This window comes from Anaeromyxobacter sp. SG17 (genome assembly GCF_022690695.1).
GTDB classification, from domain to species: Bacteria; Myxococcota; Myxococcia; order Myxococcales; family Anaeromyxobacteraceae; genus Anaeromyxobacter; species Anaeromyxobacter soli.
Genome location: NZ_JALCYX010000025.1, coordinates 17,567 through 41,515 on the forward strand (window position 1 = coordinate 17,567; position 23,949 = coordinate 41,515).

21 protein-coding genes are annotated in these 23,949 nt (G+C 75.5%); 8 read left to right on the top strand and 13 right to left on the bottom strand.

Translation table 11 applies throughout. The features are described from left to right. Window positions 1-68 precede the first annotated feature (68 nt). The 4 genes from MNY60_RS11535 to MNY60_RS11550 form a co-directional block, all read right to left on the bottom strand. Window positions 69-497, bottom strand: coding sequence for a MaoC family dehydratase (locus MNY60_RS11535; protein ID WP_242337224.1), 429 nt, complete (start codon window positions 495-497; stop codon window positions 69-71). Between the two features lie 21 nt (window positions 498-518). Next, entirely contained in the window at window positions 519-1,742 is a 1,224-nt protein-coding gene (locus tag MNY60_RS11540) for an NAD(P)/FAD-dependent oxidoreductase (RefSeq protein ID WP_242337226.1), read from the bottom strand. 16 nt (window positions 1,743-1,758) lie between these two features. Continuing rightward, window positions 1,759-2,997 carry an NAD(P)/FAD-dependent oxidoreductase gene (locus MNY60_RS11545; protein ID WP_242337228.1) on the bottom strand — a complete coding sequence of 413 codons (1,239 nt, stop codon included), beginning with the start codon at window positions 2,995-2,997 and terminating at the stop codon, window positions 1,759-1,761. Window positions 2,998-3,075: 78 nt separating this feature from the next. Further along, the gene (locus MNY60_RS11550) at window positions 3,076-3,696 is read right to left on the bottom strand and encodes an OsmC family protein (protein ID WP_242337230.1); all 621 of its coding nucleotides are present in this window, start codon (window positions 3,694-3,696) and stop codon (window positions 3,076-3,078) included. A 273-nt stretch (window positions 3,697-3,969) separates the two neighbouring features. Between MNY60_RS11550 and MNY60_RS23785 the strand changes: the two genes are divergently transcribed. After that, on the top strand, window positions 3,970-5,940 hold the full coding sequence (locus tag MNY60_RS23785; protein WP_255821235.1) for a sigma 54-interacting transcriptional regulator: 1,971 nt from the start codon (window positions 3,970-3,972) through the stop codon (window positions 5,938-5,940). A 106-nt stretch (window positions 5,941-6,046) separates the two neighbouring features. Then, on the top strand, window positions 6,047-6,466 hold the full coding sequence (locus MNY60_RS11570) for an antibiotic biosynthesis monooxygenase (RefSeq protein WP_242337232.1): 420 nt from the start codon (window positions 6,047-6,049) through the stop codon (window positions 6,464-6,466). Between the two features lie 51 nt (window positions 6,467-6,517). Here MNY60_RS11570 and MNY60_RS11575 read toward each other — a convergent pair whose 3' ends face one another. Then, window positions 6,518-7,654: a DUF4382 domain-containing protein gene (locus tag MNY60_RS11575; protein ID WP_242337234.1), complete on the bottom strand. Its 1,137-nt coding sequence runs from the start codon at window positions 7,652-7,654 to the stop codon at window positions 6,518-6,520. Window positions 7,655-7,843: 189 nt separating this feature from the next. Between MNY60_RS11575 and MNY60_RS11580 the strand changes: the two genes are divergently transcribed. After that, window positions 7,844-8,950: a hotdog domain-containing protein gene (locus MNY60_RS11580; RefSeq protein ID WP_242337236.1), complete on the top strand. Its 1,107-nt coding sequence runs from the start codon at window positions 7,844-7,846 to the stop codon at window positions 8,948-8,950. A gap of 37 nt (window positions 8,951-8,987) precedes the next feature. Here MNY60_RS11580 and MNY60_RS11585 read toward each other — a convergent pair whose 3' ends face one another. Beyond that, on the bottom strand, window positions 8,988-9,836 hold the full coding sequence (locus MNY60_RS11585; protein ID WP_242337238.1) for a DUF6544 family protein: 849 nt from the start codon (window positions 9,834-9,836) through the stop codon (window positions 8,988-8,990). Window positions 9,837-9,973: 137 nt separating this feature from the next. After that, window positions 9,974-11,137 (bottom strand): pyridoxal phosphate-dependent aminotransferase, encoded by a 1,164-nt coding sequence (locus MNY60_RS11590; RefSeq protein ID WP_242337240.1) that lies wholly within the window; start codon window positions 11,135-11,137, stop codon window positions 9,974-9,976. Window positions 11,138-11,235: 98 nt separating this feature from the next. Between MNY60_RS11590 and MNY60_RS11595 the strand changes: the two genes are divergently transcribed. Together MNY60_RS11595 and MNY60_RS11600 are read left to right on the top strand one after the other, a co-directional pair. Beyond that, window positions 11,236-11,490, top strand: a complete 255-nt coding sequence (locus tag MNY60_RS11595; protein ID WP_242337242.1) for a hypothetical protein — start codon at window positions 11,236-11,238, stop codon at window positions 11,488-11,490. 147 nt (window positions 11,491-11,637) lie between these two features. Beyond that, the gene (locus MNY60_RS11600; protein WP_242337244.1) at window positions 11,638-12,987 is read left to right on the top strand and encodes an MEDS domain-containing protein; all 1,350 of its coding nucleotides are present in this window, start codon (window positions 11,638-11,640) and stop codon (window positions 12,985-12,987) included. A gap of 81 nt (window positions 12,988-13,068) precedes the next feature. Here MNY60_RS11600 and MNY60_RS23790 read toward each other — a convergent pair whose 3' ends face one another. Then, complete coding sequence (locus MNY60_RS23790) at window positions 13,069-13,878, bottom strand: IPT/TIG domain-containing protein (RefSeq protein WP_277956972.1); 810 nt, start codon at window positions 13,876-13,878, stop codon at window positions 13,069-13,071. 281 nt (window positions 13,879-14,159) lie between these two features. Here MNY60_RS23790 and MNY60_RS11610 point away from each other — a divergent pair, with 281 nt between their 5' ends. Further along, window positions 14,160-14,363, top strand: coding sequence for a hypothetical protein (locus MNY60_RS11610; RefSeq protein WP_242337246.1), 204 nt, complete (start codon window positions 14,160-14,162; stop codon window positions 14,361-14,363). Window positions 14,364-14,423: 60 nt separating this feature from the next. Here the strand turns inward: MNY60_RS11610 and MNY60_RS11615 are convergent, their stop codons facing one another. Beyond that, window positions 14,424-14,681, bottom strand: coding sequence for a hypothetical protein (locus MNY60_RS11615; RefSeq protein WP_242337248.1), 258 nt, complete (start codon window positions 14,679-14,681; stop codon window positions 14,424-14,426). A 196-nt stretch (window positions 14,682-14,877) separates the two neighbouring features. On the opposite strand from MNY60_RS11615, the gene MNY60_RS11620 reads away from it, so the two are divergent. Next, window positions 14,878-17,787 (top strand): PAS domain-containing protein, encoded by a 2,910-nt coding sequence (locus tag MNY60_RS11620; protein ID WP_242337250.1) that lies wholly within the window; start codon window positions 14,878-14,880, stop codon window positions 17,785-17,787. A gap of 10 nt (window positions 17,788-17,797) precedes the next feature. Here the strand turns inward: MNY60_RS11620 and MNY60_RS11625 are convergent, their stop codons facing one another. Then, window positions 17,798-19,822 (bottom strand): ATP-binding protein, encoded by a 2,025-nt coding sequence (locus MNY60_RS11625; protein ID WP_242337253.1) that lies wholly within the window; start codon window positions 19,820-19,822, stop codon window positions 17,798-17,800. Between the two features lie 161 nt (window positions 19,823-19,983). Continuing rightward, window positions 19,984-20,433 (bottom strand): response regulator transcription factor, encoded by a 450-nt coding sequence (locus MNY60_RS11630; RefSeq protein ID WP_242337255.1) that lies wholly within the window; start codon window positions 20,431-20,433, stop codon window positions 19,984-19,986. A gap of 357 nt (window positions 20,434-20,790) precedes the next feature. Here MNY60_RS11630 and MNY60_RS11635 point away from each other — a divergent pair, with 357 nt between their 5' ends. Continuing rightward, window positions 20,791-22,527: a fibronectin type III domain-containing protein gene (locus MNY60_RS11635; RefSeq protein WP_242355037.1), complete on the top strand. Its 1,737-nt coding sequence runs from the start codon at window positions 20,791-20,793 to the stop codon at window positions 22,525-22,527. A gap of 81 nt (window positions 22,528-22,608) precedes the next feature. Here the strand turns inward: MNY60_RS11635 and MNY60_RS11640 are convergent, their stop codons facing one another. Together MNY60_RS11640 and MNY60_RS11645 are read right to left on the bottom strand one after the other, a co-directional pair. Continuing rightward, entirely contained in the window at window positions 22,609-23,088 is a 480-nt protein-coding gene (locus MNY60_RS11640) for a DUF456 domain-containing protein (protein ID WP_242337258.1), read from the bottom strand. A 64-nt stretch (window positions 23,089-23,152) separates the two neighbouring features. Next, window positions 23,153-23,947, bottom strand: a complete 795-nt coding sequence (locus tag MNY60_RS11645) for an EAL domain-containing protein (protein WP_308197127.1) — start codon at window positions 23,945-23,947, stop codon at window positions 23,153-23,155. Window positions 23,948-23,949 lie beyond the last annotated feature (2 nt).

Below are 23,949 nucleotides of genomic sequence, written 5' to 3' on the forward strand. Positions count from 1 at the left end.
CCCTCGGCGTCGGGGAGCTTCGGTTCCGCGCGGTGCGCGCGCGAGAGCCCCGAGACGCGAGGTCTTCTCTACAGCGGCACCGTGTAGCAGAGCGCCGTCCCCTCCAGCGCCACCACGCCGTCACCGCGCGTCACGGTGGTCCTGAGCTCGGTGATGGGCTTGTCTTCTCGCACCTTCAGCACCTCGACCGCGCCGGTGAGCGTGTCCCCCGGGCGCGCCGGGGCCTTGAAGCTCCAGTCCACGTGCAGGAAGACGGTCCCCGGCCCGGGCAGATCCTCGGCGACCACCGCGTTCAGGATCGCGCTCGTCACCCCGCCTTGCACGATGATCTCGCCGAAGCGCGAGGCGCGCGCGGCCGCCTCGTCGTAGTGGAGCGGGTTCCGGTCCCCGCTGATCGCCGTGAAACGCCGGATGTCCTCGGCTTCGACTCTCCGCCGACGCTCCGCCCGCTGACCGACGCGAGGAGCACCCTTCGGCCACGCTTCGCTCGTCGTCATCTCCGCCTCCTCTCGGACCTCTCAGCGACCTGCGATCCCGCCGGCGACGCCGAGAGCGGCAGACGGGCCCGTCGCGCCGCCGGAGGTCTCGTCGAGCGTGCCGAGCAGCTCCACCTCGCTCGCCATGTGGCGCGCGAGCAGCTTGTGCAACCCCTTCGCCTCCTCGAGGTCCCACTCGAACGAGGCGATGCGATCGGTGACCTCGAACAGCTCCACCGACGCCGCGTCTCGCGCCGTCTGGTAGCCGGCCAGCGCGGCCTCGGTGCCGCTCACCACCGCGCGCGCGAGCAGCTCCGCGTCACGCAGCGCGTCCGTGATCCCGTGGGCGGTGATCGGGTCCTTGAAGTACCCGGCGTCGCCGACGAGCGCCCAGCCCGGTCCCCACGCACGGCGCATGAAGCCAGGGATCCCGGGGAAGGGCTGGAGCCTCGCGTCGAGGCGGGCGCTTCGGAGCGCGGCGGCGAGCTCGGGCGCAGCCTCGGTGAGGACCTCCCGGTAGACGGCGTCCGCGCCTCCGGGCAGCGCGTCCAGGAGCCGCGGCCGCGGCAGCGCGGCGAATACGCAGGTGCGCCCGTCGCCGGTGGGGATGGCGCCGGCGCTCACGCCGGGGCGGTAGTACCAGTGATAGCCCTCCACCTCGAGACCCGACCAGTGCCCGTAGACCACTCCGCACGCGTGGCGGCCCGCGCGCTCGGTGGGGGCGCTCACGAGGCGGGCAGCTCTCGACCGCGCGCCGTCGGCGCCGATCACGATCGACGCCGCCACGCGCGCGCGGCTCCCGTCGAGCCCTTCGATCACCGCTCCCTCGACCCGCCCCGACGGGCCACGGACCACCTCCGCGAGCGCGGCGCCGTGGACCACCTGCGCGCCGGCGGCGCGGGCGGCGTCGACGAGGAGCGGGTCGAGCACCGTCCGCCGCGGCGCGTAGAGCGCATCCACGCCGTCGCGAGGCTTCACCGCGAACGGCAGCGCCTCGTGCCCGTAGTGGAACGTCGCGCTGCGAACGGCGGGGGTGCCCGTCGCGCGCAGCCGGTCGAGGAGCCCCCACCGCGCGAGCTGGAGCACGCCGCCGCGCATGAGGGCGTGGGTCGAGATCGTGTCGCTCCCCTCGCGATCCCGGTCCACCACCAGGACGCGCAGCCCCGCGCGGGCGAGCAGCATCGCGGTCGCGGCGCCGGCGCAGCGGGCCCCGACGACCAGCGCGTCGTACTCGGGGCGGATGAGGGAGGCGGTCGTGGTCGTCATGGTGTTCTCCTCTCCTTCAGGCGGCGGACCGGCGCGCGAGGCGCGTGGCCAGGTGATCCACGAGGACGGCGGCGTCCTTGCCCACGCCGTCGAGGAAGCTCGAGTTGCGGCGGCGCAGGAACTGGAGCCCGAGCACGTACAGCCCGGGCGCCGGGGTGACGCCGCCCGCGTGGCGGATCTCGCCGCGCTCGTCGAGCACCGGCACGCGCAGCCAGGGGTAGCTGCGGCGGTAGCCGGTGGCCCAGATCACCGTCCGGATCCCGTCCGCGCGCAGGTCGATCGCGCGCGGGGCAGGGGGCGGTGAGATGGCGCGGATGGGCTCCGGCGGCGGAACCGCCGCCGCGCCGCTCTGCGCGACGTGGGCCTCGATCCGCCCGAGGAGCCGCGCGAGGCGCCGCTCCGCCGCCGCGATCGTCTCGTCCAGGTCCTCGGCGAGGAGCACGCGGCCGCCCTCGACGCCCTGGACCCGTCCGACGAGCCGGACGCCCTCGTCGAGGAGCACGCCGAGATCGAGCGTGCGATGGTCGGGGCGGCCGACGAGCTGGAGGGACGGCTGGCGGCGGGCCGCCTCGAGGTCCGCCACGGCGTCCGCGCCCTCGTCGAGGATGCCCGTCGCGTCGAGCCACTCCATCACGTCGCGGCCGCGGTAGCGCCGGGGCAGCCGGACGTGCCTGCCCACCGCGAGCGTCACCGGCCGGCCGGAGCGGTGGAGCTCGTCCGCGAGCTGGAGGCCGGTCGCGGACGCGCCCACCACGAGGACTCCGCCGGCGGGCAGGGCCCGGGGGTTCCGGTAGCGCGCCGGGACGAGCTGGACGACGTCCGCGGGGAGCTCTGCCGCGAGCGGTGGGACGTGGGCCCGGTCGCAGTGACCGGTGGCGACGATGACGCTCCGGGCGCGCCACGCGCCGCGATCGGCCGTCACCCGGTAGCCGTCGCCGTCGCGCTCGACCGCGTGGACGGCGACGCCCGCCTCGACCGGCGCCGCGAAGGAGCGCGCGTACGCCTCGAGGTACCCGATCACCTCGCGCCGGGACATGAACCCGTCCGGATCGGGGCCGCGGTAGGAGAAGCCCGGGAGCCGCGACTGCCAGCGGGGGGTGAGCAGCCGGAGCGAGTCCCAGCGCTCCGAGCGCCAGCGCTCGCCGACGCGCCCGCGCTCCAGGACCGTATGATCCACGCCGCGCGCCTGGAGGCAGCGGCTCGCGGCGAGACCTGCCTGCCCACCTCCGACGACGACCACGTCCGTGCGCTTCATGGCATCTCCCCGAGGAGCGTGGCGGGAGGCCGCCGGCGGGCGCGCGTCGCGCGTCGGCCGGCGGTCCCCATCGGCACTTCACGCTGCGTTCACCGAGACCGCGACCGGGACGCCGTTCGTCAGCACGTCGTAGACCGCCGAGCGGGCCCGCGACTGCGCGACGATCTCCTCGAGCTTCGCCGCCGGCGCGTCGCCCTTGATCCGGAAGCTCACGCGGAGCTGGCGGTAGCCGTTGCGGACCTCCGCCGAGAGCCCGAGGATCCCACGCAGGTCGATGTCGCCCTCGACGGTGGACTCGACCTCGTAGAGGGTCACGCCGCGCGCCGCGGCGATGTTGGCGATCCCTGCCGTGAGGCAGGCCGCGATCGCGTGGAGCAGGAACTCGACCGGGGTCGGCCCCTGGTCGCGCCCGGTGAGGACGGCCGGGTGATCGGCGTCGTAGCTGAACTCGCGCGCGTGCGCGTGCTCGCCGCCCGCGCCGCTGAACCCTTCGATGCGGGTCCGGCTGTGGGTGCCCTGCTGCCAGTGGTTCGTCGCCCGGAACTGGAAGCTCCCGAGCTCGGGCTGCTGCTTCACCGCCCCGATGGTCGCGAAGAGCGTCGGCGTGTCCACGCCGTTCATCGGCACGGGCGTGCGGGAAGGCCGCTTCATCGTCGTGGCGGTCTGCGTCGTGGGGGTCTGCATCGTGGGCGTCTCCATCGTCGTTCTCCGTCGCCCGGTGGACCGGCCATCGGTCTCGCTCGCTGGGCACGGAGGGGAATCGCAGGCGCCGTGCCACGCCGGACTCCGGACCGACACCACGGGAATCCGCTGGGTTCCGGGCGTGGCCGGCCCGGCGGGGTCGCGGCGAGACCTCGTCGTGGACGAGATCTCGCCGCGCACCGCGACGGGCTTTCATCCGGGCGCGCCGCCTCGGCCTCGCTATGTTCCGGGCGCGGCGCGGCGCCGCGGACCGTCGCCGCGGAGCCGGACATGGAGCACGGGATCGGGGAGCGGCGGATCGACGAGGAGCTCGCCCTGCGCGCCGTCGTCGAGGGGACCGCCTCGGCGACGGGGCAGGAGTTCTACCGGGCGCTCGTCAGGAACCTCGCGCGCGCCCTCGACACCTGCGGCGCATGGCTCACCGAGTACGACGAGCGCCGCAGGTGGCTGCGCGCGCTCGCGTTCTGGTTCGACGGGCGATGGGTGGAGGGCCACGAGTACGCGATCGCCGGCACGGCGTGCGAGACGGCGGTGCGCGAGCGACGCGTCGTCCACGTCCCCGATCGCGTGACCGAGCTGTACCCCGAGGTGAAGTCCCCCCTCCCCGGGGCCGTGAGCTACCTCGGCGTTCCCCTCCTCGACCCCGACGACCGCGTGCTCGGCCACCTGGCGGTCGTGGACACCCGGCCCATGCCCGCCGAGAAGCGGCTCCTCCCGCTCTTCCGGATCTTCGCGAACCGCGCGCTCGCGGAGATGCGGCGCGTCCGCGTCGAGCAGGATCTGCGCGAGCGCCAGGAGAAGCTCGCCGGGCTCATCGGCAGCGCGATGGACGGGATCGTGGAGCTCGACGGAGACCTGTGCATCACGCTCATGAACGCCGCCGCCGAGAAGGTGTTCGGCTGCGCCGCCGGCGGGCTGCACGGGCGGCCGGCGGACGAGCTCCTGGGCGGCCCCGCGACGGCGAGGCTCCGCGCGCTGACCGGCGAGCTCGAGCGGCGAACGGGCGGCGAGCGCGCCCTGTGGATCCCGGGCGACCTCGTGGCCGAGCCGCCGGGGCGGAAGCCCTTCCCGGCCGAGGCGACGCTCTCGCGGTTCGAGGTGCGGGGGCGGCCGTTCTACACGCTCATCCTGAGGAACGTGGACGAGCGCCTCGAGGCGGAGCGGAGGATCCGCGCGCTGAGCGCGGAGGCGGCCTACCTCCGCGAGGAGCTCGCGGCCGAGCACGGGTTCCACGAGATCGTGGGCAGGAGCCCGGCGCTGCGCCGGGCGCTCCAGGGCGTCGCGCAGGTCGCGGCGACGGACGCGACGGTGCTCCTCCTCGGCGAGACGGGCACCGGCAAGGAGCTCTTCGCCCGGGCCATCCACGAGCGGAGCGCCCGGCGCGGCCGTCCCCTCGTGAAGGTGAACTGCGCGGCGATCCCCGCCACCCTCATCGAGAGCGAGTTCTTCGGGCACGAGCGCGGCGCGTTCACCGGCGCGACGCAGCGGCGGGACGGCCGGTTCGTGCTCGCCGACGGCGGGACGATCTTCCTCGACGAGATCGGCGAGCTCCCCCTGGAGCTGCAGGGCAAGCTCCTGCGGGTCCTGCAGGAGGGAGAGCTCGAGCCGGTGGGGAGCTCGCGCACGCGCAAGGTGGACGTGCGCGTCATCGCCGCGACGAACCGGGACCTGGAGCGGTCCGCCCGCGAGGGCGGGTTCCGGCAGGATCTCTTCTACCGGCTGAGCGTCTTCCCGCTCCCGCTCCCGCCGCTGCGCGAGCGCGGTGACGACGTCGTGCTGCTCGCCGCAGCGATGGCGGAGCAGCTCGCCCGCGGCCTCGGGCGGAGCATCGCCCCGCCCGACGCGGCGGACGCCGCCGCCCTCAGGTCGTATCCCTGGCCCGGGAACGTGCGGGAGCTGCGGAACGTGATCGAGCGGGCGATCATCACCTCCCCCGACGGCCGGCTCCACCTGGACCGGGCGCTGCCCGAGCCGGACGTCGCGACGCCGTCGAGCGGCGCGGCGGCGCCGGAGCGGGTCGACGGCGAGGTCCTGACCGACCAGCGCGTGCGCGCGATCGAGCGCGGGAACATGATCGCCGCGCTCGAGCGGTCCGGCTGGCGCGTCGGGGGCAGGGGCGGCGCCGCGTCGCTCCTCGGCGTGAGCCCCTCCACGCTCAAGTCCCGCATGAAGGCGCTCGAGATCGCCCGCCCCGACGAGCGGGGCGCTCCGGCCTCCGAGACGGGTCGTCACCCGGTGTGACGAAAGAGGGGCAGCGCGCGGTCCGTGCGTGCACCCGAGAGGCGTGGGTGCACGGCCCTCGGCCGCGACATGATCGCGCGCGCTCGTCCACCGAAGGAGGCCCGCCGTGCGCGCCATCTCCCTCTCGCTGCTGCTCCTCGCGATCTCCTGCGCGGCCCCGGCTGCGCGGCCCGCTCCGAAGGCCGGGCTGGGCGCCGCCGCTCCGGCCGGCGCCCGCGTCGCCCGCGTCTGGCACGGCCGCACCCCTGCCGCCCGCGCCGACGAGTACGCGGCGTACGCCTCCGAGGCGGTCCGGAAGTTCCGCCAGATCCCGGGAAACCTCGGCTACGCCATGTACCGGGAGGACGGACCTTCGGAGTCGCACTTCATGGTCGTGAGCTACTGGGCGTCGCGCGAGGCCATCCACGCGTACGCGGGGGAGGACATCTCGCGAACGCGCGCGCTGCCGCGCGACGCGGAGTTCCTCATCGACCCGGAGCCCACCGTGCACAACTACGACATCGTCGCCGCCGACCCGGCGCCGTGACGCACGGAGGGGCCCGCGCCGGATCCGGCGCGAGCCCCCGTCCGCTCCACCCTATGGCAGGACGAGATCGGCGGTGGCCGTCCCGGCCGCCGGGACGCTGGCGCTCACGGGCGCGCTCACCGTGACCGTCTCGTTGCCGTCGGCGTCCACGGTCCGGCGGCTGGCGAGGACCGTGTAAGCCGCCGCGGGCAGGGACGAGACGGAGTAGCTCTCCACCCCGCCGGCGACCGCGCCGGGCGCCGTGCGCACGATGAGCTCCCTGGGCGAGCCGCCCGCGTCGAGGCTCTGGCGCACCTCCACCTCGTCGGCCTGCGACACGCTCGCGGCGGGCGAGATGCCGCCCGAGAGCGTCCCCACCTGCGAGGCCTGCTCGAACGCCGCGTCCCAGGCCACGACGGCCGTCGGCCCCGTGATCGCGATCGCGCCGCTCGCACGCGGCGCGTACGCCGCCGCCCCGACCACCGGCTGGCTCACGACGTAGTAGGTCCCGCCCGCGTCCAGCAGATCGAGGACGTACGTTCCGTCGGCGCCGGTGAGCGCGGCGCGCACGATCGAGGGCTGGCCCGTCGCGGACAGCGCCTGCGCGGTGACGAGCACGCCGGGGAGGCCCGCGCCGCTCGCGGCGTCGGTGAGCTTGCCTTCGACCGCTCCGGTCGCGAGCACGTCCACGGCGCGCACGGTGGGCCGCAGGATGAACTTCTCCGAGGCCCCCGTCTCGTGGACGAAGACCGACCGGTGGGCGTCGAGGTCGACGACGACGTCGCGGGTGGTGTTCGGCGCGACCTCGAAGTTCACGGTGAGCTTCACGCCCGACTGCTGGCCGGACGGGACGGTGAGGTCGTGGACGCTTCCGTCCGCGAGCGTGACCGTGTTCCGGGGGCCGAGCACGAGGCGCAGCTGCGTGTACCTGCCGGCGGGGATGGTCGCGCCGTCGACGAGCGTGGCGCTCACGCCGCCGGTGAGGGAGAGGAGATCGACCTGGGCGTCGGGCGTGCCGAGCACGATCCAGTCACCGCCGTCGGCGTGGATCTCCACCCGCCGGACCTCGAGGTCGAGCGCCTGATAATCGCCGGGCGCGTCGACCAGGCGCACGCGGACCGCGCCGCTGCCGCTGCTCGAGCCGCAGGCGGAGAGCGCGCTGACGAGCGCAGCCACGACTCCGAGCTTCCAGAACTTTCGAGACGACATCGTCTGTGTGCCTCCTGGCCTGTGTGTGAGCGAAGGTGCGTCCGAACTGGCGCTCGCCCGCCCGAAGCAACATGCGGCGAGCCGACAAATTCGCGTGTCCCTCGATGGGCCCGTGCGCCCGCCCGGTCGCATCCATCAGGTTCGGGCCGCGCGCGCTGCGGGGCGAGGCGAGCCATGATGGAGAGCGACATGACCCCCAAGGACACGGATCTCGCCCTGACGCTGCCCCTCTCCCGGGAGCCGTCCCTGAAGCGCCGCTACAAGGTCGTGGACGAGCCGCTCCACGGCAACCTGCGCTTCGGGCTGCTCCTTGAGGTCCTCGACAAGCTCGCCGAGGAGGCTGCGCTCGCGTACGCGCGGCGCGCCCACCCGCAGGCGCGGGTCGTCACGGCGGCGGTGGACAACATCCTCGTGCGGAACCCGGCCGACGTGGAGCGCGACCTCGACCTCGTCGCGCGGGTGAACCACGTCGGCCGGACCTCCATGGAGGTGGGCATCCGCGTGACGCAGCCGGGCCTCGCGGGCGAGGCGCCGCTCCACGTCGCCTCCTGCTACTTCACGATGGTCGCCCGGATCGGCGAGGGCGACGAGGCGAAGAGCGTGCCGCTGCCGCCGCTCGACTACGAGGACGAGCTCACGCGGCGCCGGGCGCGCCGCGCGGAGGAGCGCCGGGACGAGTACCGGCGCTACGTCGCGGCCTCGCAGGAGCCGCCGAGCCACGAGGAGTTCGAGCTGCTCGACCGGCTCCACCGGGAGCAGGAGCGGCCCGGGTTCACCGGGCTCCTCTCCGCGCGGCTCGTCACCGACGCCTGGGAGCGCATGTTCCCCGAGCAGGAGAACGTGCCCCGGAAGATCTTCGGCGGCTACCTCATGCGCCGCGCCTACGAGCTCTCCTCGATCTGCGCGGAGCTCGCGGCGCCGGATCGGCCGGTGCTGGCGGCCGTGAACCGGGTGAACTTCCTGAACCCCGTGCGGCTCGGCGACACGCTGCACTTCTCCAGCCGCGTCGTGCACACGGCGGGGAGCCTCGTGTCGGTGGAGGCCAGCATCGAGCGGCGGAGCCGCGACCGGAGCGTGCGCGCGATCTCGAACTCGTGCCTGTTCACGTTCGTGAACGTGGACCGCGAGATGTGCCAGCGCGACGTGCCGCCCGTCTACCCGACCACGTTCGGCGAGGACGCCCGCCTCCTCGCGGCGCGGAGACAGCAGCTCGCCCTCTCTCGCCACGCGGGGCGGGGGTGGATCGCCGGCGCCCGCGAGCGCGGGCCGGCGGCGGACGGCCGTCAGACCGAGTGACCCCGGCGCGAGCCGCCGGACTCGCGGCGCGCGGCCCTCAGCCCGGGAACGCCTCGGGCCGATCGAGCTCGAGCTCGTCGACGGAGAACCGGGCGTACGGCTCCGTGCGCCCCCTCACGTGCCAGGAGGCCTCGAGCCGGAACGGCACCCGCATCCCGTCGATCACGCGATAGCCGCTGCACTCGCCGGTCCAGGGCGTGAGCACCGGCTCGCCGTCCACGTCGCGGTAGCGCTCTGCGGTGATGCGGGAGGGGACACCGTTCGCGTCGAAGTGGAAGTCGACGGCGACCTCGAGGCCGCGGACGCGCAGGATCGCCCGCGCCCGCGTGTCGTCGATGGGCGCCCACCGCACGTGGCGCGCGTCCAGGAAGGCGGTCGGGAACCAGACCATCTCCGCGAGGAGCCGCTGCAGCGAGGCCTCGCCCACCTCGCGGCCCCGCACGTCGGCGAGCTTCCAGCACGACGCGAGCATGATCCGCATGCCCCCCTCGCCCGCGAGCGAGCGATCGCGCGCGTCGATCCAGAGCCCGGCCCCCGTGCGCACGCGGCCCCACCAGACGAAGCCGGGCGGATCGCTCGCGAAGTACTGCACTCCGCGGATCGCGAGCCACGGACGGTCGAAGCGCGGCCGGAAGGTGCCTCCGTGGCGGAGACGCGCGGCGCGGACCGGCGCGTGGCTCGCCGCGCCGGACGCCTCCGCGTACCGCCGAACCGGCGGCGGCAGCGCCTCGAGCGCGGTGCGCCGCTCCGGCCCCGAGCTCTCCTGCGTCCAGAGCGCGTGCGCCTCGCGCGCGATGCGCCGGTTGAAGCGCTTCCCCTGCACAGCCACCACGAGCCCCAGCCCTCCGGCGGCGAGCGCGGCGATCCCCATCGACCTGCGCAACATGCTCTGGCTCCTCTCCCCGGCATGCTCTCCGATCGCTCGGCGCGCCGCACGGTCGCCTTCTGGAGTGAGCCGTGGTGAGGAACCTGAGCGGAGCGCGGGCGCCGGCGCGGAAGACCGCTCCGCACGGGGCGGGGCGCTCAGCGCCCGAGCACCGCGCTCAGCCGGGCGAGCGCGTCGGCGAGCGCGTCCGGAGGCACGGCCGTGAAGCAGAGCCGCACCCAGCTCTCGTAGTCCCGCCCGCACGCCGGCCCGGGCGTGAGGAGCACGCCCGCCTCCAGGCACCGCTCCAGGAAGCCGGGCAGCCCTTCACCCGGCGCGAACGCCTTCGCCGCATCGAAGAAGAGGAACGTCCCCGCCTCGGGGGGCGGGATGCCGACGGCGGCCGCGGCGGCGCGACCGGCGGCGGCGTACGCGGCGCGGGCCTCGGCGAGCCAGGCGTCGCCCCCGTCGAGCGCGGCGGCCGCGGCGAACTGCATGGGACGCGCGGCGCAGTAGCTCTCGTGGAACTGGAGCGCCCGTATGGCGCGCATCGCCTCTGGCGGGCCGTGGGTGTAGCCGATGCGCGCCCCGGCGAGCGCGTGGCTCTTCGAGAGCGTGTGGGTGACGACGGTGCGCCCCGCGAGGTCGGGGCGGCGCCACAGCGGCCGGTGCTCCCCGGCGTGCACCAGGTCCTCGTAGGCCTCGTCCGCGATCACCCACAGGTCGTGCCGGCGCGCCACTGCCGCGATGGCCTCGGCGACGGCGTCGGGGAGCAGCCGCCCGGTGGGGTTGTTGGGGGCGTTCACGTAGATGGCCGCGGTGCGCGGCCCGATCGCCCGCTCGAGCGCGGCCTCCGGATCGAAGCCCGGCTCCGCGAAGCGCGTGAAGAACGGGACCTCCACGCTGGTGCACCCGTGGGAGATGGCGATCCCGCGGATGAGCGGCCAGAACGGGGACGGCACGACGAGCTCGTCGCCGGGCGAGAGGAGCGCCCCGACCACGATGGCGAGCCCGGTGGTCGCGCCGGGCATCACCTGCAGGCAGGCCGGATCCACCTCGACGCCGTGGCGCGACGCGAGCCGGCGGAGGATCGCGGCGAGCAGCGCGGGCTCTCCCTGGACCGGAGCGTAGCCGTGGAGCCGCGGGTGCGCGTCGGCGCGCTGCGCCTCGGCGCGCGCGGCGGGGAGCGGATCGAGCCACGTGTCGCCGACGTGGAGGGGATGGACCGGCCCGGGCCGCTCGCGCGCCCGGGCGGCGAGCGCGCTGTAGACGTCGTGGGACAGGCTGGCGACGACTGGGGCGACGCGGGGGTGGCGCGGCATCGGGCTCCTCGGGCGCGTTTCCACTCCCATACACCGGCGGACGCACCGGCGCGCGGGCCCTTGCGCGCAGAGGCACGCCCGTCGATCATCCGCGACGCATGGGCATCGGCCGCGTCGAGCTCCTCGTCGTCCTCCTCACCGCGCTCGCGGCGATCTCGGTCGCCTGGTTCGCCCGGAGCGGGCGCTGGCGCCAGCGCCGATTCGTCCCGCTCACGATCGCCTTGCTCAGCGCGTACGCGCTCCTCGCCCGCCGGCTCGGCTGGGGCGAGCTGCTCGTGCTGGCGGTGCTCGTCGTTCCGCTCGTGTTCCTCCCCGCGCGCCTCGTCCGCCCGGGCAGCGGCTCCCGCGGCTGACGCGCTGGATCTCCGCGAGCGCCGCGGGCCCCGCCGCGCCGGCGTCGCGCGCATCTCCCGTTCGGGCGACGCTCCGCCGAGCTACGTGAGACCCCGCCGCCCCCTCAGGAGTTGCGGCACCTCGGCGCGAGCCGTAGGAGCCGATGGATGCACGCCTCCACCGACAGCGGGATCGACGGCTTCGGCCGGCTGCGGTGGGGCAGCCACGTCTGCCTCTTCCATCGGACCGCGCGAGAGCTCGGGGACGTCCTCGTCCCCTTCCTGCGCCGGGGGCTCGAGCAGGGGGAGCGCTGCGTCTGGGTGACGGCGGCGCCGCTCGAGGCGGACGCCGCGCGGCGTGCCCTCGCCGCGGCGGTGCCCGATCTCGGCGCGCGGGAGGCGCGCGGGCAGCTCGAGATCCTCGAGCACGAGCGCTGGTACCGCGCGGCGGGCGGCGACGACGGCGCGCGGGTCGTGCAGAGCTGGCTCGTGCGCGAGGAGGCGGCCCGCCGCGCGGGGTTCACCGGGCTCCGCGTCGCCGGCAGCGCGGGCCCGGAGGGCGCGTGCGGCGCCCCGGGCTTCCTGGAGTATGAGGCGCGCGTGAGCGCCGCCTTCGCGCGGCGCAGGCTGCTCGCGCTGTGCAGCTACGGGCTCGACGGCTGCGACGCCGGCACGGCGCTCGAGGTCGTGCGCTACCACGATCGGACCCTCTCGCTCCGCGGCGGAGCCTGCGAGGTCATCGCTCCCGGGCGGGCGCGCGCCGGCGAGGAGCCGCTCGAGCGGCGCGCCGCCGTGCTCGAGGCCGCGCTCCGCGCGCGAGAGGAGCTCATCGTCGTCGCCTCGCACGAGCTCCGCACCCCCATGGCGTCGCTGCAGCTCCTCGTCGACTCGCTGCTCCGCGCGCGCGAGCGGACGAATCGCTCCGCGGAGGACGAGCACCGCCGGCTCGAGCGCGCGGCGGCCCAGTGCCAGCGGATCGCACGGCTGCTCGACGATCTCCTCCACGTGTCCCGACCCGGCCAGCGCGCGGAGGTCGTCCCTTCCGACGCGGATCTGTCGGCGATCGCCCGCGAGGTCGCGGAGCGGATGCAGGAGCCGCTCGCCCGCGTCGGCTGCGCGCTCACGCTGTCGGTCCCCGCCGCGACGCCGGGCCGCTGGGACAGGCTCCGCCTCGAGCAGGTGCTCACGAACCTGCTCGCGAACGCCGCGCGGCACGCGGGCGGAGGTCCGGTCGAGCTCTCCATCGCCGCGAGCGCCGCCGGCCCCGTCGTGTCGGTCCGCGATCACGGCCCCGGCGTGCCGCCGGAGGCGCGGACCCGCGTGTTCGCCCGCTACGCGCAGCTCGAGGGCGGTCGCCGCCTCGGCGGCGTGGGCGTGGGGCTGTGGGTCGTCCGGCGCATCGTCGAGGCACACGGAGGGCGCGTGGAGATCCGCGACACGCCGGGAGGCGGCGCGACGTTCCTCGTGACGCTGCCGTGGGACGCGGCGCGCCAGGAGGCGGGCGCCGCCGCGAGCTGATGACGAGACGCGCGTGCCCGGCCCGCTCGCGGGCGGGCCGGGGCGCGCGTCATCGACCGCGGTCGAGCGGTCGCCAGCCGACTAGAAGGCGTACCCGCAGATGACGGTCACCTTGGCGGCGTACGCCTCGGGCTGCGTGGCGAACTCGCCGATCCAGGCCAGGCCGTCCGCGCTCGGATACGTTCCGACGAGCGTGCCGAGACGATCCGAGCGGGCGCCGCCGGAGAGCGCCTTCTTGCCGCTCGGGCACGTGGTCGTGATCTGCTGCGTCGTCAGCGTGCTCGGGTTCACGAACACGGAGCGGGAGAGGATCTGGTAGCCGGAGACGCCGTTCGCGCCCTGCGGACCCGCCGGTCCCATCGGCCCGATCTGGCCGGCCGGCCCGGTCTCGCCCTGCGGCCCCGCCGGCCCCATCGGCCCGACGAAGCCGCGCGGCCCCTCCGGTCCGGTCGCTCCCTGCGGCCCCGTGAGCCCCTGGGGTCCCATGTCACCGCGCGGCCCCTGCGGCCCCTGCGGCCCCGTCGCGCCCTGCGGCCCGGCCGGTCCGGCCGGCCCGGCGGGCCCGGCGGGCCCCTGCGCTCCCTCGGCGCCGATCGTCACGTCCATCGTCGCGCTCGCGTTTCCCGGCGCCTGCACCACGGTGAGCCGGTAGGTGCCCGGGGGCATTCCCTGCGGCAGCGCCGCCACGACGTCGGTGGGCGAGTGGCTCTTCACGTCGAGGACGGTCCTGCCGACGAGGACCGTCGCGGCCTGGGCGCCGAAGCCCTGCCCCTTCACGAACAGCATGCCGGTGCCGAGATCCGCGTCGGCGCGCGTGATCTCGACCTTGCCCTGCTGGGCAAGCGCCGCCTGCGCTGACAGCGCGAGCACGAGCGCTACGATCGTCTTCATGGTGAGCCCCTCCCCGGCCGAATCACGGTCGGTGACGCGTACTGTCCGACGATCGCGCGTCGCTTTTCCATGTCCCCAAAGGGCCTGTGAACAGGACACCTCCACGCGTCCACATTTCACACACCGTCTACACGCCCGTTGCGCTCACACGCCTACAGCGTCGCTCACTCGGGGTGAACGACGCCGGGCGCGCGCCGCCGCGGCGCGGCGCCTCCCCGCGCCACCCTCGGCTGCGCGATCCCGCCCTCCTCGCTATGCTGCCCGGGGGCGGGAGGAACGGCATGGCGGGACAGGGATCGACGGGCAACGTGATCGCGGCGCTGGCGAGCTTCTTCATCCCGGGGCTCGGTCAGCTCATCCAGGGACGCCCGCTCCTCGCGCTCGTGATGTTCGTGCTCGCCGGCCTGCTCTGGCTCGTGTTCCTCGGGTGGATCGTCCACCTCTGGTCGATCATCGACGCCGCGCGCTTCAGGCCGCGCGGGTGAGCCACAGCGCAGGCAGCCGGCGTTCGCCGCGGCAGGGGAAAGCCCTGGCGGACAGCGCAATCACGCCTCGGCGGGCGCCCCGCCCACCGTGCGGAGCATGCCCCGGAACTGCTGGAGGAGCCGCATCACGCCGTCGCCGAGGTCCACCGCCTGTCCGCGGTCGTCGGCCTCGCGCAGGATCGCGGCGACCCGCTCGAGCGCGTCGGCCAGGTCCACGAGCGAGGAGGGGACGCGGAGCACGCCCTCCGCGTGGCGGAACCGCACGAGCTCGAGCTCGATGAGGCTCGCGAGGAGGCCGGGGTCGCGGATCTCGATCATGGTGCTGCTCGACAAGCTGGCAGCGGCCCCGCACCGCGCAACCCGACGCTCCAGGGGACGTCCCCTCGGGGCGGAGCCGTGACGCACCTCGCGAGGCGAAGGGGCTCGCCCTCCGTCCCACCGAGCGGGCGCACGCACCGGCGCCCACCCTTGCGTACGGAATGCGCAGAGGTGCGTGAGCTGTTGATCGGCAGCAATGGGGGGCATCCCGCTATGGCGCTCCATCACGGGGCGCGTGGTCCTCGTGGTCCTCGCGTGGCTCGTTCCGTTCGTCGCCATCTCGGCGTGCGCGGGGGCGGTCGTGTACCGCGAGCGCATCGAGGCCGAGCTCGACGCGAACCTCGAGCTCGCCCGCGCGGCCTCCCACGCGTTCGACGGGTTCGTGCGCGACGTGCTCCGCCAGGAGGAGCTCGTCGGCGACGCGATCGCGACGCGACGGCTCGCGCCGGACGTGGTCGATCTCCTCCTCGCTCGCGCCGACCAGGAGTACGTCTCCGTCCGGGATCTCTCCTGGGTGACCCCCGACGGGCGTCTCGTCGCCTCGAGCGACCGCAGGCTCGTCGGGCGCTCGACGGCGGGGCGCGACGACCTGCGGCGGATCCTCGCCGGGGCGGTCTTCACCGTGAGCGACGTCCGCGCGGCGGACGCGGACGGCGCGCGCAGCGTCGCGATCGCGCGCGGGATCCGGGAAGGCGGCGAGCTCAAGGGGATCGTCCTCGCCACCGTGGACGCGACGCGCCTCGGCGAGCTCTCCCTCCCCTTCGAGCGGCTCGGCCGCGCCGACATCGCGCTCGCCGATCGCCGCGGCGAGATCGTCTTCCGCCGGCCGGGCGCGGGCGGGCCGGCGGGCGGCGTGCTCGACACGGGCGCGGTCGCGCAGGCGCTCCGCGGCGGGGAGATCGCGCGGAGGACCCCCGACGGCGGCGCCATCACGGCGGCGGTGCCGGTGAGCCTCGTCGGCTGGTCCGCCGTCGCGAGCCGCTCCTTCGCCGACGTCGCCTCGCCCTTCCGCACCGCCATCGCCCGCGCCGCGGGGCTCGGGGCCGCCGCGGCGTCGCTGGCGGTGCTGGTCTCGATCCTCGTCACCCGGCGCATCGCCCGCTCGCTGCGCCGCCTCGAGCAGCACGTCCAGGAGCTCGGCCGCGGGAGCGCCGACCTCGCCGAGGTCACCGGTCCCGGAGAGATCGTCCGCCTCGGGCGCGCCTTCGACGACATGGCGAAGAAGCTCGTCGCCGCGAACGCCTCGCTCGTGCTGCACGAGCGGATCTTCGAGACCTCCCCGGACTCGATGATCCTCCTCGACCGCGGGCTGCGCCTGCGAGCTGTGAACCCCGCCTACGCCGCGATGCGCGGGCTCCCCACCGCGGACCTGCTCGGGCGACCGCTCGTGGAGATCATCGGCCTCGACGCGTTCGACGCGATGGCGCCGCGCATCGAGCGCGCCTTCTCCGGGGAGTCGGTGCAGTACGAGCTCTGGACGGACCTGCCCGCCGGGCGCCGCTGCGTCGAGGCGAGCTACCAGCCGGTCCGCGAGGGCAGCCGGCTCGAGCACGTCGCCGTGCGGTTCCGCGACGTCACCGACCGCCGCCACGCCGAGGCGGCGGCCGCGCAGTCGCTCGTGATCGTCGAGGCGGAGCGCCGCCGCTTCGAGGCGGTGTTCCGCGAGGCGCCCGCCGGCATCGTGATCTTCGACGGGCGGGACCTCCGCGCGAAGTGGTCCAACCGGACCTACCTCTCGTTCCTGGACGCGCCGTTCGCGCAGCTCGGGATCGAGGGGCTCCGGATCGAGGACTTCGTGCCGAACGCGCGCGAGTCCGGGCTCGTCGAGGTCCTCCGGAGGGTCGCGGCGACCGGCAAGCCCGCCGACACGCCCGAGTACCGGCACGACGGCCTCGCGCGCGGCGCGACCTGGTGGCGCTGGTCGGTGCGGCCCATCCCGGGCGAGAACGGGGCCGACGTCCTCCTCCTCGTGACCGAGGTCACCGAGCAGGTGGAGGCGCGCAAGGTGGCCGAGGACGAGCGGCTCCGGCTCGAGACCATCCTGCGGACGCTGCCCGTCGGCGTCGTCATCGCCGGGCCCGACGGCCGCGCCGCGAGCTCGAACGATCACGCCCGCCACATCTGGGGCGGCGACGCCGCGCTCGATGCCTACCGGGGCGCCTGGGCGGAGACCGGCCTCGCGCTCGCGCCCGGAGACTGGGCCATCCAGCGCGCGGTGCTCCGGGGCGAGACCGTGACCGGTGAGCTCATCGACATCGTGCGCTTCGACGGGACGCGCGCCACGATCCTCAACAACGCCGCCCCGATCCGCGACGCCTTCGGCCGCATCACCGGCGCCGTCGCGGCGTTCCAGGACGTCACCGAGACGCGACGCGCGCAGCAGGAGGCGGAGGACGCCGTGCGGCGCCGCGACGAGGTGCTCGCCATCGTCTCCCACGACCTGCGCACCCCGCTCAGCGCGATCGTCATGGGCGCGCGCTTGCTCGGGGGCGCCGCGGCGGGGGATCCGGAGCGCGTGCGCACCACCGCGGCGCGGATCGCGAGCGCGGGCGACCGCATGAACCGCCTCATCGGCGACCTGCTCGACCTCGCCAGCCTGGAGGGGGGCGGCCTGTCGATGCATCGCGAGCCGCTCGCGCCGCAGACGCTGGCGCGGGAGGCGGCGGACGTCATCCGCCCCCAGGCGGAGACGAAGGGGCTCGAGGTGCGCTGCCGCGCGCCGGAGGAGCTGCCGCTCGTGTCGTGCGATCACGATCGCGTCCTGCAGGTCCTCGGCAACCTCACCTCGAACGCGGTCAAGGCGACCGCACACGGGCACGTGGCCATCAGCGTGAGCGTGGAGGGGGATCACGTCGTCTTCGAGGTGCGCGACACCGGGCCCGGGATCCCCGCGGAGGAGCTGCCGCACGTGTTCGATCGGTTCCGGCGGGGCCGCTCCGCGCCCTACGCGGGCACCGGCCTCGGCCTCGCGATCGCCCGCGCGCTGATCGAGGCGCACGGGGGGCGGATCTGGGCCGAGAGCACGCCGGGGGTCGGCACCATGGTCCGCTTCGCGCTGCCCACCGCGAGCACCTCGGCGCTCGAGCAAACCGCCGTCGCCGGCTGACGACGAGCGCTCACCCGGGGGCGCGCGTCGCGAGCGCCTCGGCGGGCGAGTGCGCCTGCCATGGCGCGGCCGCCGGGAGCGTGAAGGTGAAGCGGCTCCCCTGCCCGGAGCGGCTCTCCGCCCAGATGCGACCGCCGTGCGCCTCCACGATGCCGCGCGCGACCGCCAGCCCGAGGCCCGCGCCGCGCGCGGAGGCGCCGCGGCCGCGCCTGAACCGGTCGAAGAAGTGCGCGAGCTGATCCTCCGGGATCATGCGCCCGCTGTCCTCGATCTCGAACGCGACGGCGCGGCCGCCGTCCACGGCCCGTGCCCGCACCGTGACGAGGCCCCCCTCCGTCCCGTCGAGCGCGTCGGCGAGCAGGTTCCCGAGCACCTGGAGGACGCGCTCGCGGTCCGCGTCGACGTCGGGGAGGGTCCCCGCGGCCTCCGCGACGAGGGTCACCCCGGCGCGGCCGGCCGCCTCCCGCTGCGCGTCCGCCGCGGCGTGCACGAGCGCGGCGGTGTGCTCGGGTCGACGGTTGACGACGAGCCGGCCCGCCTCGAGGCTCGCGAGGTCGAGCAGGTCCGCGACGAGGCGCGACATGGCCTCCGCGGCGCGCTCGATCGCGGCGGCGCCGCGCCGGATCCGCTCGCCTCCCGGGCCCTCCGGTGCGTCGGAGCGGAGCGCCCGGGCGGAGGCGAACACGGCGCCGAGCGGCGCGCGCAGGTCGTGGGAGAGGATCGCGAGGACCTCGTCGCGCTCGCGCCCGGCGCGCTGCATCTCGACGTACAGGCCCGCGTTGTGGATCGCCTGCGCCGCGCGGCGTGCGAGGTCGCGCGCGACGCCGAGCTCGCGCGGGCCCAGCTCGCGGTCGGGGCTCGTGATGGCGAGCGTGAGCACCCCGAGGTTCCGCCGTCCGGTCGCGAGCGGCACGACGAGCCAGGCGCGCAGGCCCTCCGAGCGCAGGGCCTCCCGGTGCTCCGGGTCCGGGGCGAGCGCGGCCAGCGCGGCGGAGTCCCCCTCCGAGGCGCGCTCCGGCTGACCGCTGCGGAGCACCTGCCACACCGGCGAGGTCGCCGGGTCGGGCGGGAAGCGGAGCCGCAGGTCTCGCAGCGCGTGCTCGCGGCGTGGGTCCGCGTGGGCGAGCGCGACGAGCCGCAGGCGCCCCTCCTCGTCGAGCGTCTCGATCGTGCACGCGTCGGCGAGGGCCGGGACCGCGAGGCGCGCGAGCTGCTCGAGCATCCGCTCCGGGTGCATCGACTCGGCGAGCGCGGCGCCCGCCTCGATCATGAACCGATCCAGCTCGTCCGCGCGGCGCCGGTCGCTGACGTCCCGCAGCACGTGGGCGAACCCGCCGAGGTGCCCCTGCTCGTCCCGCACCGCGCTCAGCACGACGCTCGCGTAGAAGCGGGTCCCGTCCTTGCGCACCCGGAGGCCCTCCTCCTCCGCGCGCGCGTCCCGCGTGGCCCGCCAGAGCAGCTGCTCGGGACGGCCGGCCTCGCGCTCCTCGGGCGTGTGGAACAGCGCGAAGCTCCTGCCGAGGATCTCGGCCTCGGGCCAGCCGGTGAGCCGCTCCGCGGCGGCGTTCCAGCCCGTGACGAGCCCGTTCGGATCGAGGAGCAGGATGGCGTGCGCGTGGACGCCCTCGGTCATGAGGCGCAGGCGCTCCTGCGCGGCGCGCGTCTCGGCGAGCGCGCGGCGCGTGCGGCGATCCGCGGCCCGGAAGGCGCCGACCGCCACCGCGATGACGCTCGCGCTCGCGAGGTACCCGGCGAGCGCGAGCAGGTCGGAGCGGCTCGCGACGCGCAGGCTCCCCCGGGGCTCGAGGAACAGCCAGGCGAAGCCGGCCGTGCTCGCCGCGGCGGCGACGAGCCCCGGCGCGGTGCCGCCGAGGACCGCAGCGAGCGCGACCGCGGCGAGGACGAAGACGTACCGCTCACCGCCGAGCGCCCCGAGGAGGACGTACGTGATCGCGAGTCCTGCGGCGGCGAGCGCGAGCGCCGCGGCGTAGGACCACGGAGGCGCGGCGGCCGCGCGGTCAGGCCTGTCGGACATCGTCACTCTCGGCAGGAGTGCCTCACCCTCGTTCTCGCCGGGTCGGCCGGAAGCGGCACGTTCGGCGCACCACTTCCCGACGCCGCACGCCAGGGGCCGCGCTCCGGCGCCGGGCAGAACCTGGGCTCTCGTGCCTCTCGCCGGGAGCCCCCGAGCGCCCGTCAGCCTTTCGGCGGCCCGCGCCCCTCGGTGGCGCGGTCGATGAGCCGGCGGAGCGTCTCGGTGAGGACCGCGCCGTCGACGGGGTGAACCAGGTACGCGTCGGCCCCGACGGAGAGGCCATAGCGCTGATCGTCCGGCAGCGCGTGGCTCGCCGAGAGGTGGACGATGGGGACGGTCGCCGCCCGAGGATCGCCGCGCAGGTGCCGGCAGAGCTGGAAGCCGGTGATGTCGGGGAGCTTCACGTCGAGCAGGATGGCGTCAGGTCGCTCGGACAGCCGCAGCATCGCCTCGCGCCCGGTCGCCGCCGAGACCACGTCGAAGCCGCCGCGGGTCAGCAGCCGGGCGACGAGGTAACGGGTCGCCTCGTCGTCCTCGACGTGCAGCACGAGGGGGCGCGCGCGCCCGCGCTCGCCCGCTCCGAGCTTCTTGGTAAGCGGCAGGTCCTGCACTGGGTCCGAGTTAGTCCGCCCCCTGGGTGCGGACAAGCTCCCCACCAGCCCTTGCTCTGGGTCAAGCCACGCGGCGCCCTGAAGGGGGGAGAGATGCGGGCCTGTGTGTGCTAGCCTGGTCTCCGAGGCGTTGGTTTCCGGACAACGTCCGCACCTCTCCTCCTGGAGCTCACGCGAGGGGACAACCGCATGCCGACGCGCTCTCGCTCCGCCACCCTCGCCGCCCTCTGGCTCGCCGTGACCTCGGTCTCCTGCGAGCGAGCGCACGAGGCTCCACATTCACCAACCGTGACCCCGCCTCCGGCCGCCGCTCCGCAGCGCGTCGAGGCAGCGGCGCCCTCGCCCGCCCCAGCTGCCGTGGAGCCGAGCACGGAGGCGCAGGCGGACGGTGGAAGCGCGCCCGCGCCCGCCGCCGCCCCGGCTGCTCCGGCCGCGCCGAGACCTGCCCCGCCGCGCCTGCTCACGGCGGCGGCGCTCTCGCCCTCGCGCATCGTGCTCGCGTGGGAGCCGGCGGAGCAGGCCGGGGACGTGACGGGATACCAGGTCTTCCGCGACGGAAGCGCCGCGGGCATCGTCGCGCACGCGGGCTTCACCGACGACGGCCTCAGGCCGCGCATCCGCCACTGCTACACGGTCGTGGCCCTGGACGCCGCGGGGCACCGCTCCGGCCCGACCCGGCCCGCCTGCGCGGAGACTCCGGACCAGAGCCCCCCGACCGCGCCGACCGCGCTCAGGGCCGAGGCGCGCGGAGAGCGGCAGGTCGTCGTGAGCTGGGACGCCGCGAGCGACGACGTCGGCGTCGCGGGGTACGAGGTGCTGCGCGCCGAGGCGATCGTCGCGAGGGTGCCGGGGACGGCGGTGACCGAGTCCGGCCTCGCGCCCGCCCAGACCTACTGCTACACGGTGCGTGCGCACGACGCCGCGGGGAACGTCTCGCCCGCCGCCGGGCCCGCCTGCGCGACCACCCCCGACCTCACGCCGCCCACGCGGCCGGACCCGGTCGTCGCCGACGCGCAGGGAGAGCGCGCGGTCCGCGTGCACTGGGCGCCATCGGCCGACGACGTGGGCGTCACCGCCTACGAGCTCCTGCGCGACGGAAGCGTGGTCGCGACGGCGAGTGACCTCGCCGCCCTCGAGAAGGGACTGCGCCCGACGCAGCGCTACTGCTACACGGTGCGTGCGCTCGACGCCGCCGGGAACCGCTCCGCGGAGGGCGGGCCCGCCTGCGCGACGCCCCCGGATCTCACCGCCCCGAGCGTGCCATCCGGCGTCGTCGCGACCGCCAAGTCGGACACGCGCGTCGAGCTCCGCTGGACCGCGTCCACGGACGAGCTCGGCGTGCAGGGCTACGAGGTCCTCCGCGACGACAAGGTCGTCGCCGCGACGGAGGCCACGAGCGCGAGCGAGGCGGGCCTCCGGCCGGCGCGCGAGTACTGCTACGTCGTCCGCGCGCACGACGCCTCCGGCAACGTCTCCGCCCCCTCGAAGCGCGCCTGCGCGACCACCCCGGATCTCACGCCCCCGTCGGCTCCGAGCCGCATCGCCGTGCTGCCGAACTCGCCCACGCGGATGGCGCTCGTCTGGGGCGCCGCGGCGGACGACGTGGCGGTCACGAGCTACGAGATCCAGCGCGGCGGCACCGTCGTCGCGCGGGTGGACGCGCGCCTCAGGCACCACGTCGACGCGGGCCTCTCGCCGTCGAGCGAGGCCTGCTACGCCGTCGTGGCGCTCGACGCCGCCGGCAACCGCTCCCCGCCGCGCGGGCCCGCCTGCGCGACGACCGCCGCGCCGGGCGTCCCGGGGGCCCCCGCGGCGCTGCGTGCCGAGCCGGAGTCGGCCAGCTCGATCGCGCTGTTCTGGGAGCCCTCGTCCGACAGCGGCGTCGTCTACGCGGTGTACTGGGACAAGGGCGGCCGGATCGGCTCCACGGGCAAGACGGTGTTCAGCGCGACGGCCCGGTCCGCCGAGCGGCGCTGCTACCGGGTCTCCGCGATCGACGCGGAGGGACGCGAGTCGCCTCACTCGTTCGAGGCCTGCGCCTCCCCGCGCGAGGAGTCCGCGCGGGGCACGCTCTCGCGCGTCGACGTGGAGTGATCCAGCGGGGGCGGACGACCCGCTTCGGCTCGATTCGCTCGCGGCCGTCGGGCTCCTTCCCGGCGCGCTCCCCTCGCACCCTCAAACCACGAGCGCGAGCACGAGGACGCCGACCAGCACGAAGGCGAGCGCGACCTTCACCGCATTGCCGAGCACGAAGCCGACGAACGCGCCCGCCCCGGCGCGCCCCGCCGCGCGCAGGTCGGGGTTGCGGGTGAGCTCGAACAGCACGGCACCGACGATGGGGCCGAGGACGACGCCGGCGGGACCGAGGAACAGGCCCACGAGGAGCCCCACGCTCGCGCCGAGGATCGATCGCCGCGACGCGCCGAACGCCCTCGCCCCGAGCGCGGCCGCGGCGAGGTCCACGAGCCACATGAGCGCGCCGACCACGGCCGCGAAGGCGACCGTGCCCCAGCCGACGCGGGTGAAGTCCTCCGCCCACGCGACGAGCACGACGCCCGCGACGAGGAGCAGCGAGCCGGGCAGGATCGGGAGGACCAGGCCGGCGATGCCCGCGACGATCGCCGCCGCGCCGAGCACGTAGAGGAGGACGGTCACCTGAGCGGGTTCTGCCGCGCCCGGCCCGCGCTGTCGAGGCCCCCGAGGCGGCCCACGCCGCCCATCAGTGCTGGTGACGCGGGAGCACCCGCCGGTAGCCTTCGCGGAACAGGTCCCCCTGCGCGAAGCCGATGCCGAGCCCGCGCACGAGGGCGAAGTCCGCCGCGGTCTCGACCCCCTCCGCGACGACGCGCTTCCCGGTCCGTCCGGCGAACGCGAGGAGCGAGTCGAGCATCGCGCGCCGCGACGGGTCGCCCACGCTGCGGAGCACGGAGCGGTCGAGCTTGAGGACGCGGGCGAGGTGGAGCTCCTCCACGCTCACGAACACGTTCGCGCCGCCGAGGTCGTCGAGCGCCGCCGGGATGCCCGCCTCCGCGAGATCGCGGAGCATCGTCGCGCCGCGCCCGACGGCGTTCGCGTGCACGCACTCCACGGCCTCGACCACCACCGCCACGCGCGAGGAGGCGAACACCTCCTGGAAGCTCGCGGCGGCGAGGGACCAGATCTCCGGGCTGACGTTCAGGAACACGCGCGGCCCCGGCGCCTCCTTCACCTGCAGGCGCTTCAGGGCGAGCTCGGTGCGGACGAGCAGCTCCGGCGCGGCCCGCAGCCGCTCGAAGACCACCGCGGGCGGGACCGCCACGCCGTCGCGCCGGTGGAAGCGCGCGAGGGCCTCGTAGGCGTGGAGCCGGCCCGTGGCGACCTCGACGATGGGCTCGTACTGCACGCCGAAGCGCCCGGCCCGGACGACGTCGAGTCCGTCGGGACGCGGGAAGGGCCGGGGGTCTCGCGCACGGGGGAGCGCTGCTGCGGTGGCTGGGTCTCGCACTCGTGAATACAAACGGCGCGGCCCGGGCACGA

What these genes read in the sequence shown, in the direction of transcription:
- MNY60_RS11625 (WP_242337253.1), bottom strand. Translation starts at nt 19,822, where the DNA reads ATGTCCGACAGGCCTGACCGCGCGGCCGCCGCGCCTCCGTGGTCCTAC.
- MNY60_RS11590 (WP_242337240.1), bottom strand. Translation starts at nt 11,137, where the DNA reads ATGCCGCGCCACCCCCGCGTCGCCCCAGTCGTCGCCAGCCTGTCCCAC.
- MNY60_RS23785 (WP_255821235.1), top strand. Translation starts at nt 3,970, where the DNA reads ATGGAGCACGGGATCGGGGAGCGGCGGATCGACGAGGAGCTCGCCCTG.
- MNY60_RS11535 (WP_242337224.1), bottom strand. Translation starts at nt 497, where the DNA reads ATGACGACGAGCGAAGCGTGGCCGAAGGGTGCTCCTCGCGTCGGTCAG.
- MNY60_RS11620 (WP_242337250.1), top strand. Translation starts at nt 14,878, where the DNA reads ATGGGGGGCATCCCGCTATGGCGCTCCATCACGGGGCGCGTGGTCCTC.
- MNY60_RS11580 (WP_242337236.1), top strand. Translation starts at nt 7,844, where the DNA reads ATGACCCCCAAGGACACGGATCTCGCCCTGACGCTGCCCCTCTCCCGG.
- MNY60_RS11540 (WP_242337226.1), bottom strand. Translation starts at nt 1,742, where the DNA reads ATGACGACCACGACCGCCTCCCTCATCCGCCCCGAGTACGACGCGCTG.
- MNY60_RS11585 (WP_242337238.1), bottom strand. Translation starts at nt 9,836, where the DNA reads ATGTTGCGCAGGTCGATGGGGATCGCCGCGCTCGCCGCCGGAGGGCTG.
- MNY60_RS23790 (WP_277956972.1), bottom strand. Translation starts at nt 13,878, where the DNA reads ATGAAGACGATCGTAGCGCTCGTGCTCGCGCTGTCAGCGCAGGCGGCG.
- MNY60_RS11595 (WP_242337242.1), top strand. Translation starts at nt 11,236, where the DNA reads ATGGGCATCGGCCGCGTCGAGCTCCTCGTCGTCCTCCTCACCGCGCTC.
- MNY60_RS11545 (WP_242337228.1), bottom strand. Translation starts at nt 2,997, where the DNA reads ATGAAGCGCACGGACGTGGTCGTCGTCGGAGGTGGGCAGGCAGGTCTC.
- MNY60_RS11615 (WP_242337248.1), bottom strand. Translation starts at nt 14,681, where the DNA reads ATGATCGAGATCCGCGACCCCGGCCTCCTCGCGAGCCTCATCGAGCTC.
- MNY60_RS11610 (WP_242337246.1), top strand. Translation starts at nt 14,160, where the DNA reads ATGGCGGGACAGGGATCGACGGGCAACGTGATCGCGGCGCTGGCGAGC.
- MNY60_RS11575 (WP_242337234.1), bottom strand. Translation starts at nt 7,654, where the DNA reads ATGTCGTCTCGAAAGTTCTGGAAGCTCGGAGTCGTGGCTGCGCTCGTC.
- MNY60_RS11550 (WP_242337230.1), bottom strand. Translation starts at nt 3,696, where the DNA reads ATGGAGACGCCCACGATGCAGACCCCCACGACGCAGACCGCCACGACG.
- MNY60_RS11600 (WP_242337244.1), top strand. Translation starts at nt 11,638, where the DNA reads ATGCACGCCTCCACCGACAGCGGGATCGACGGCTTCGGCCGGCTGCGG.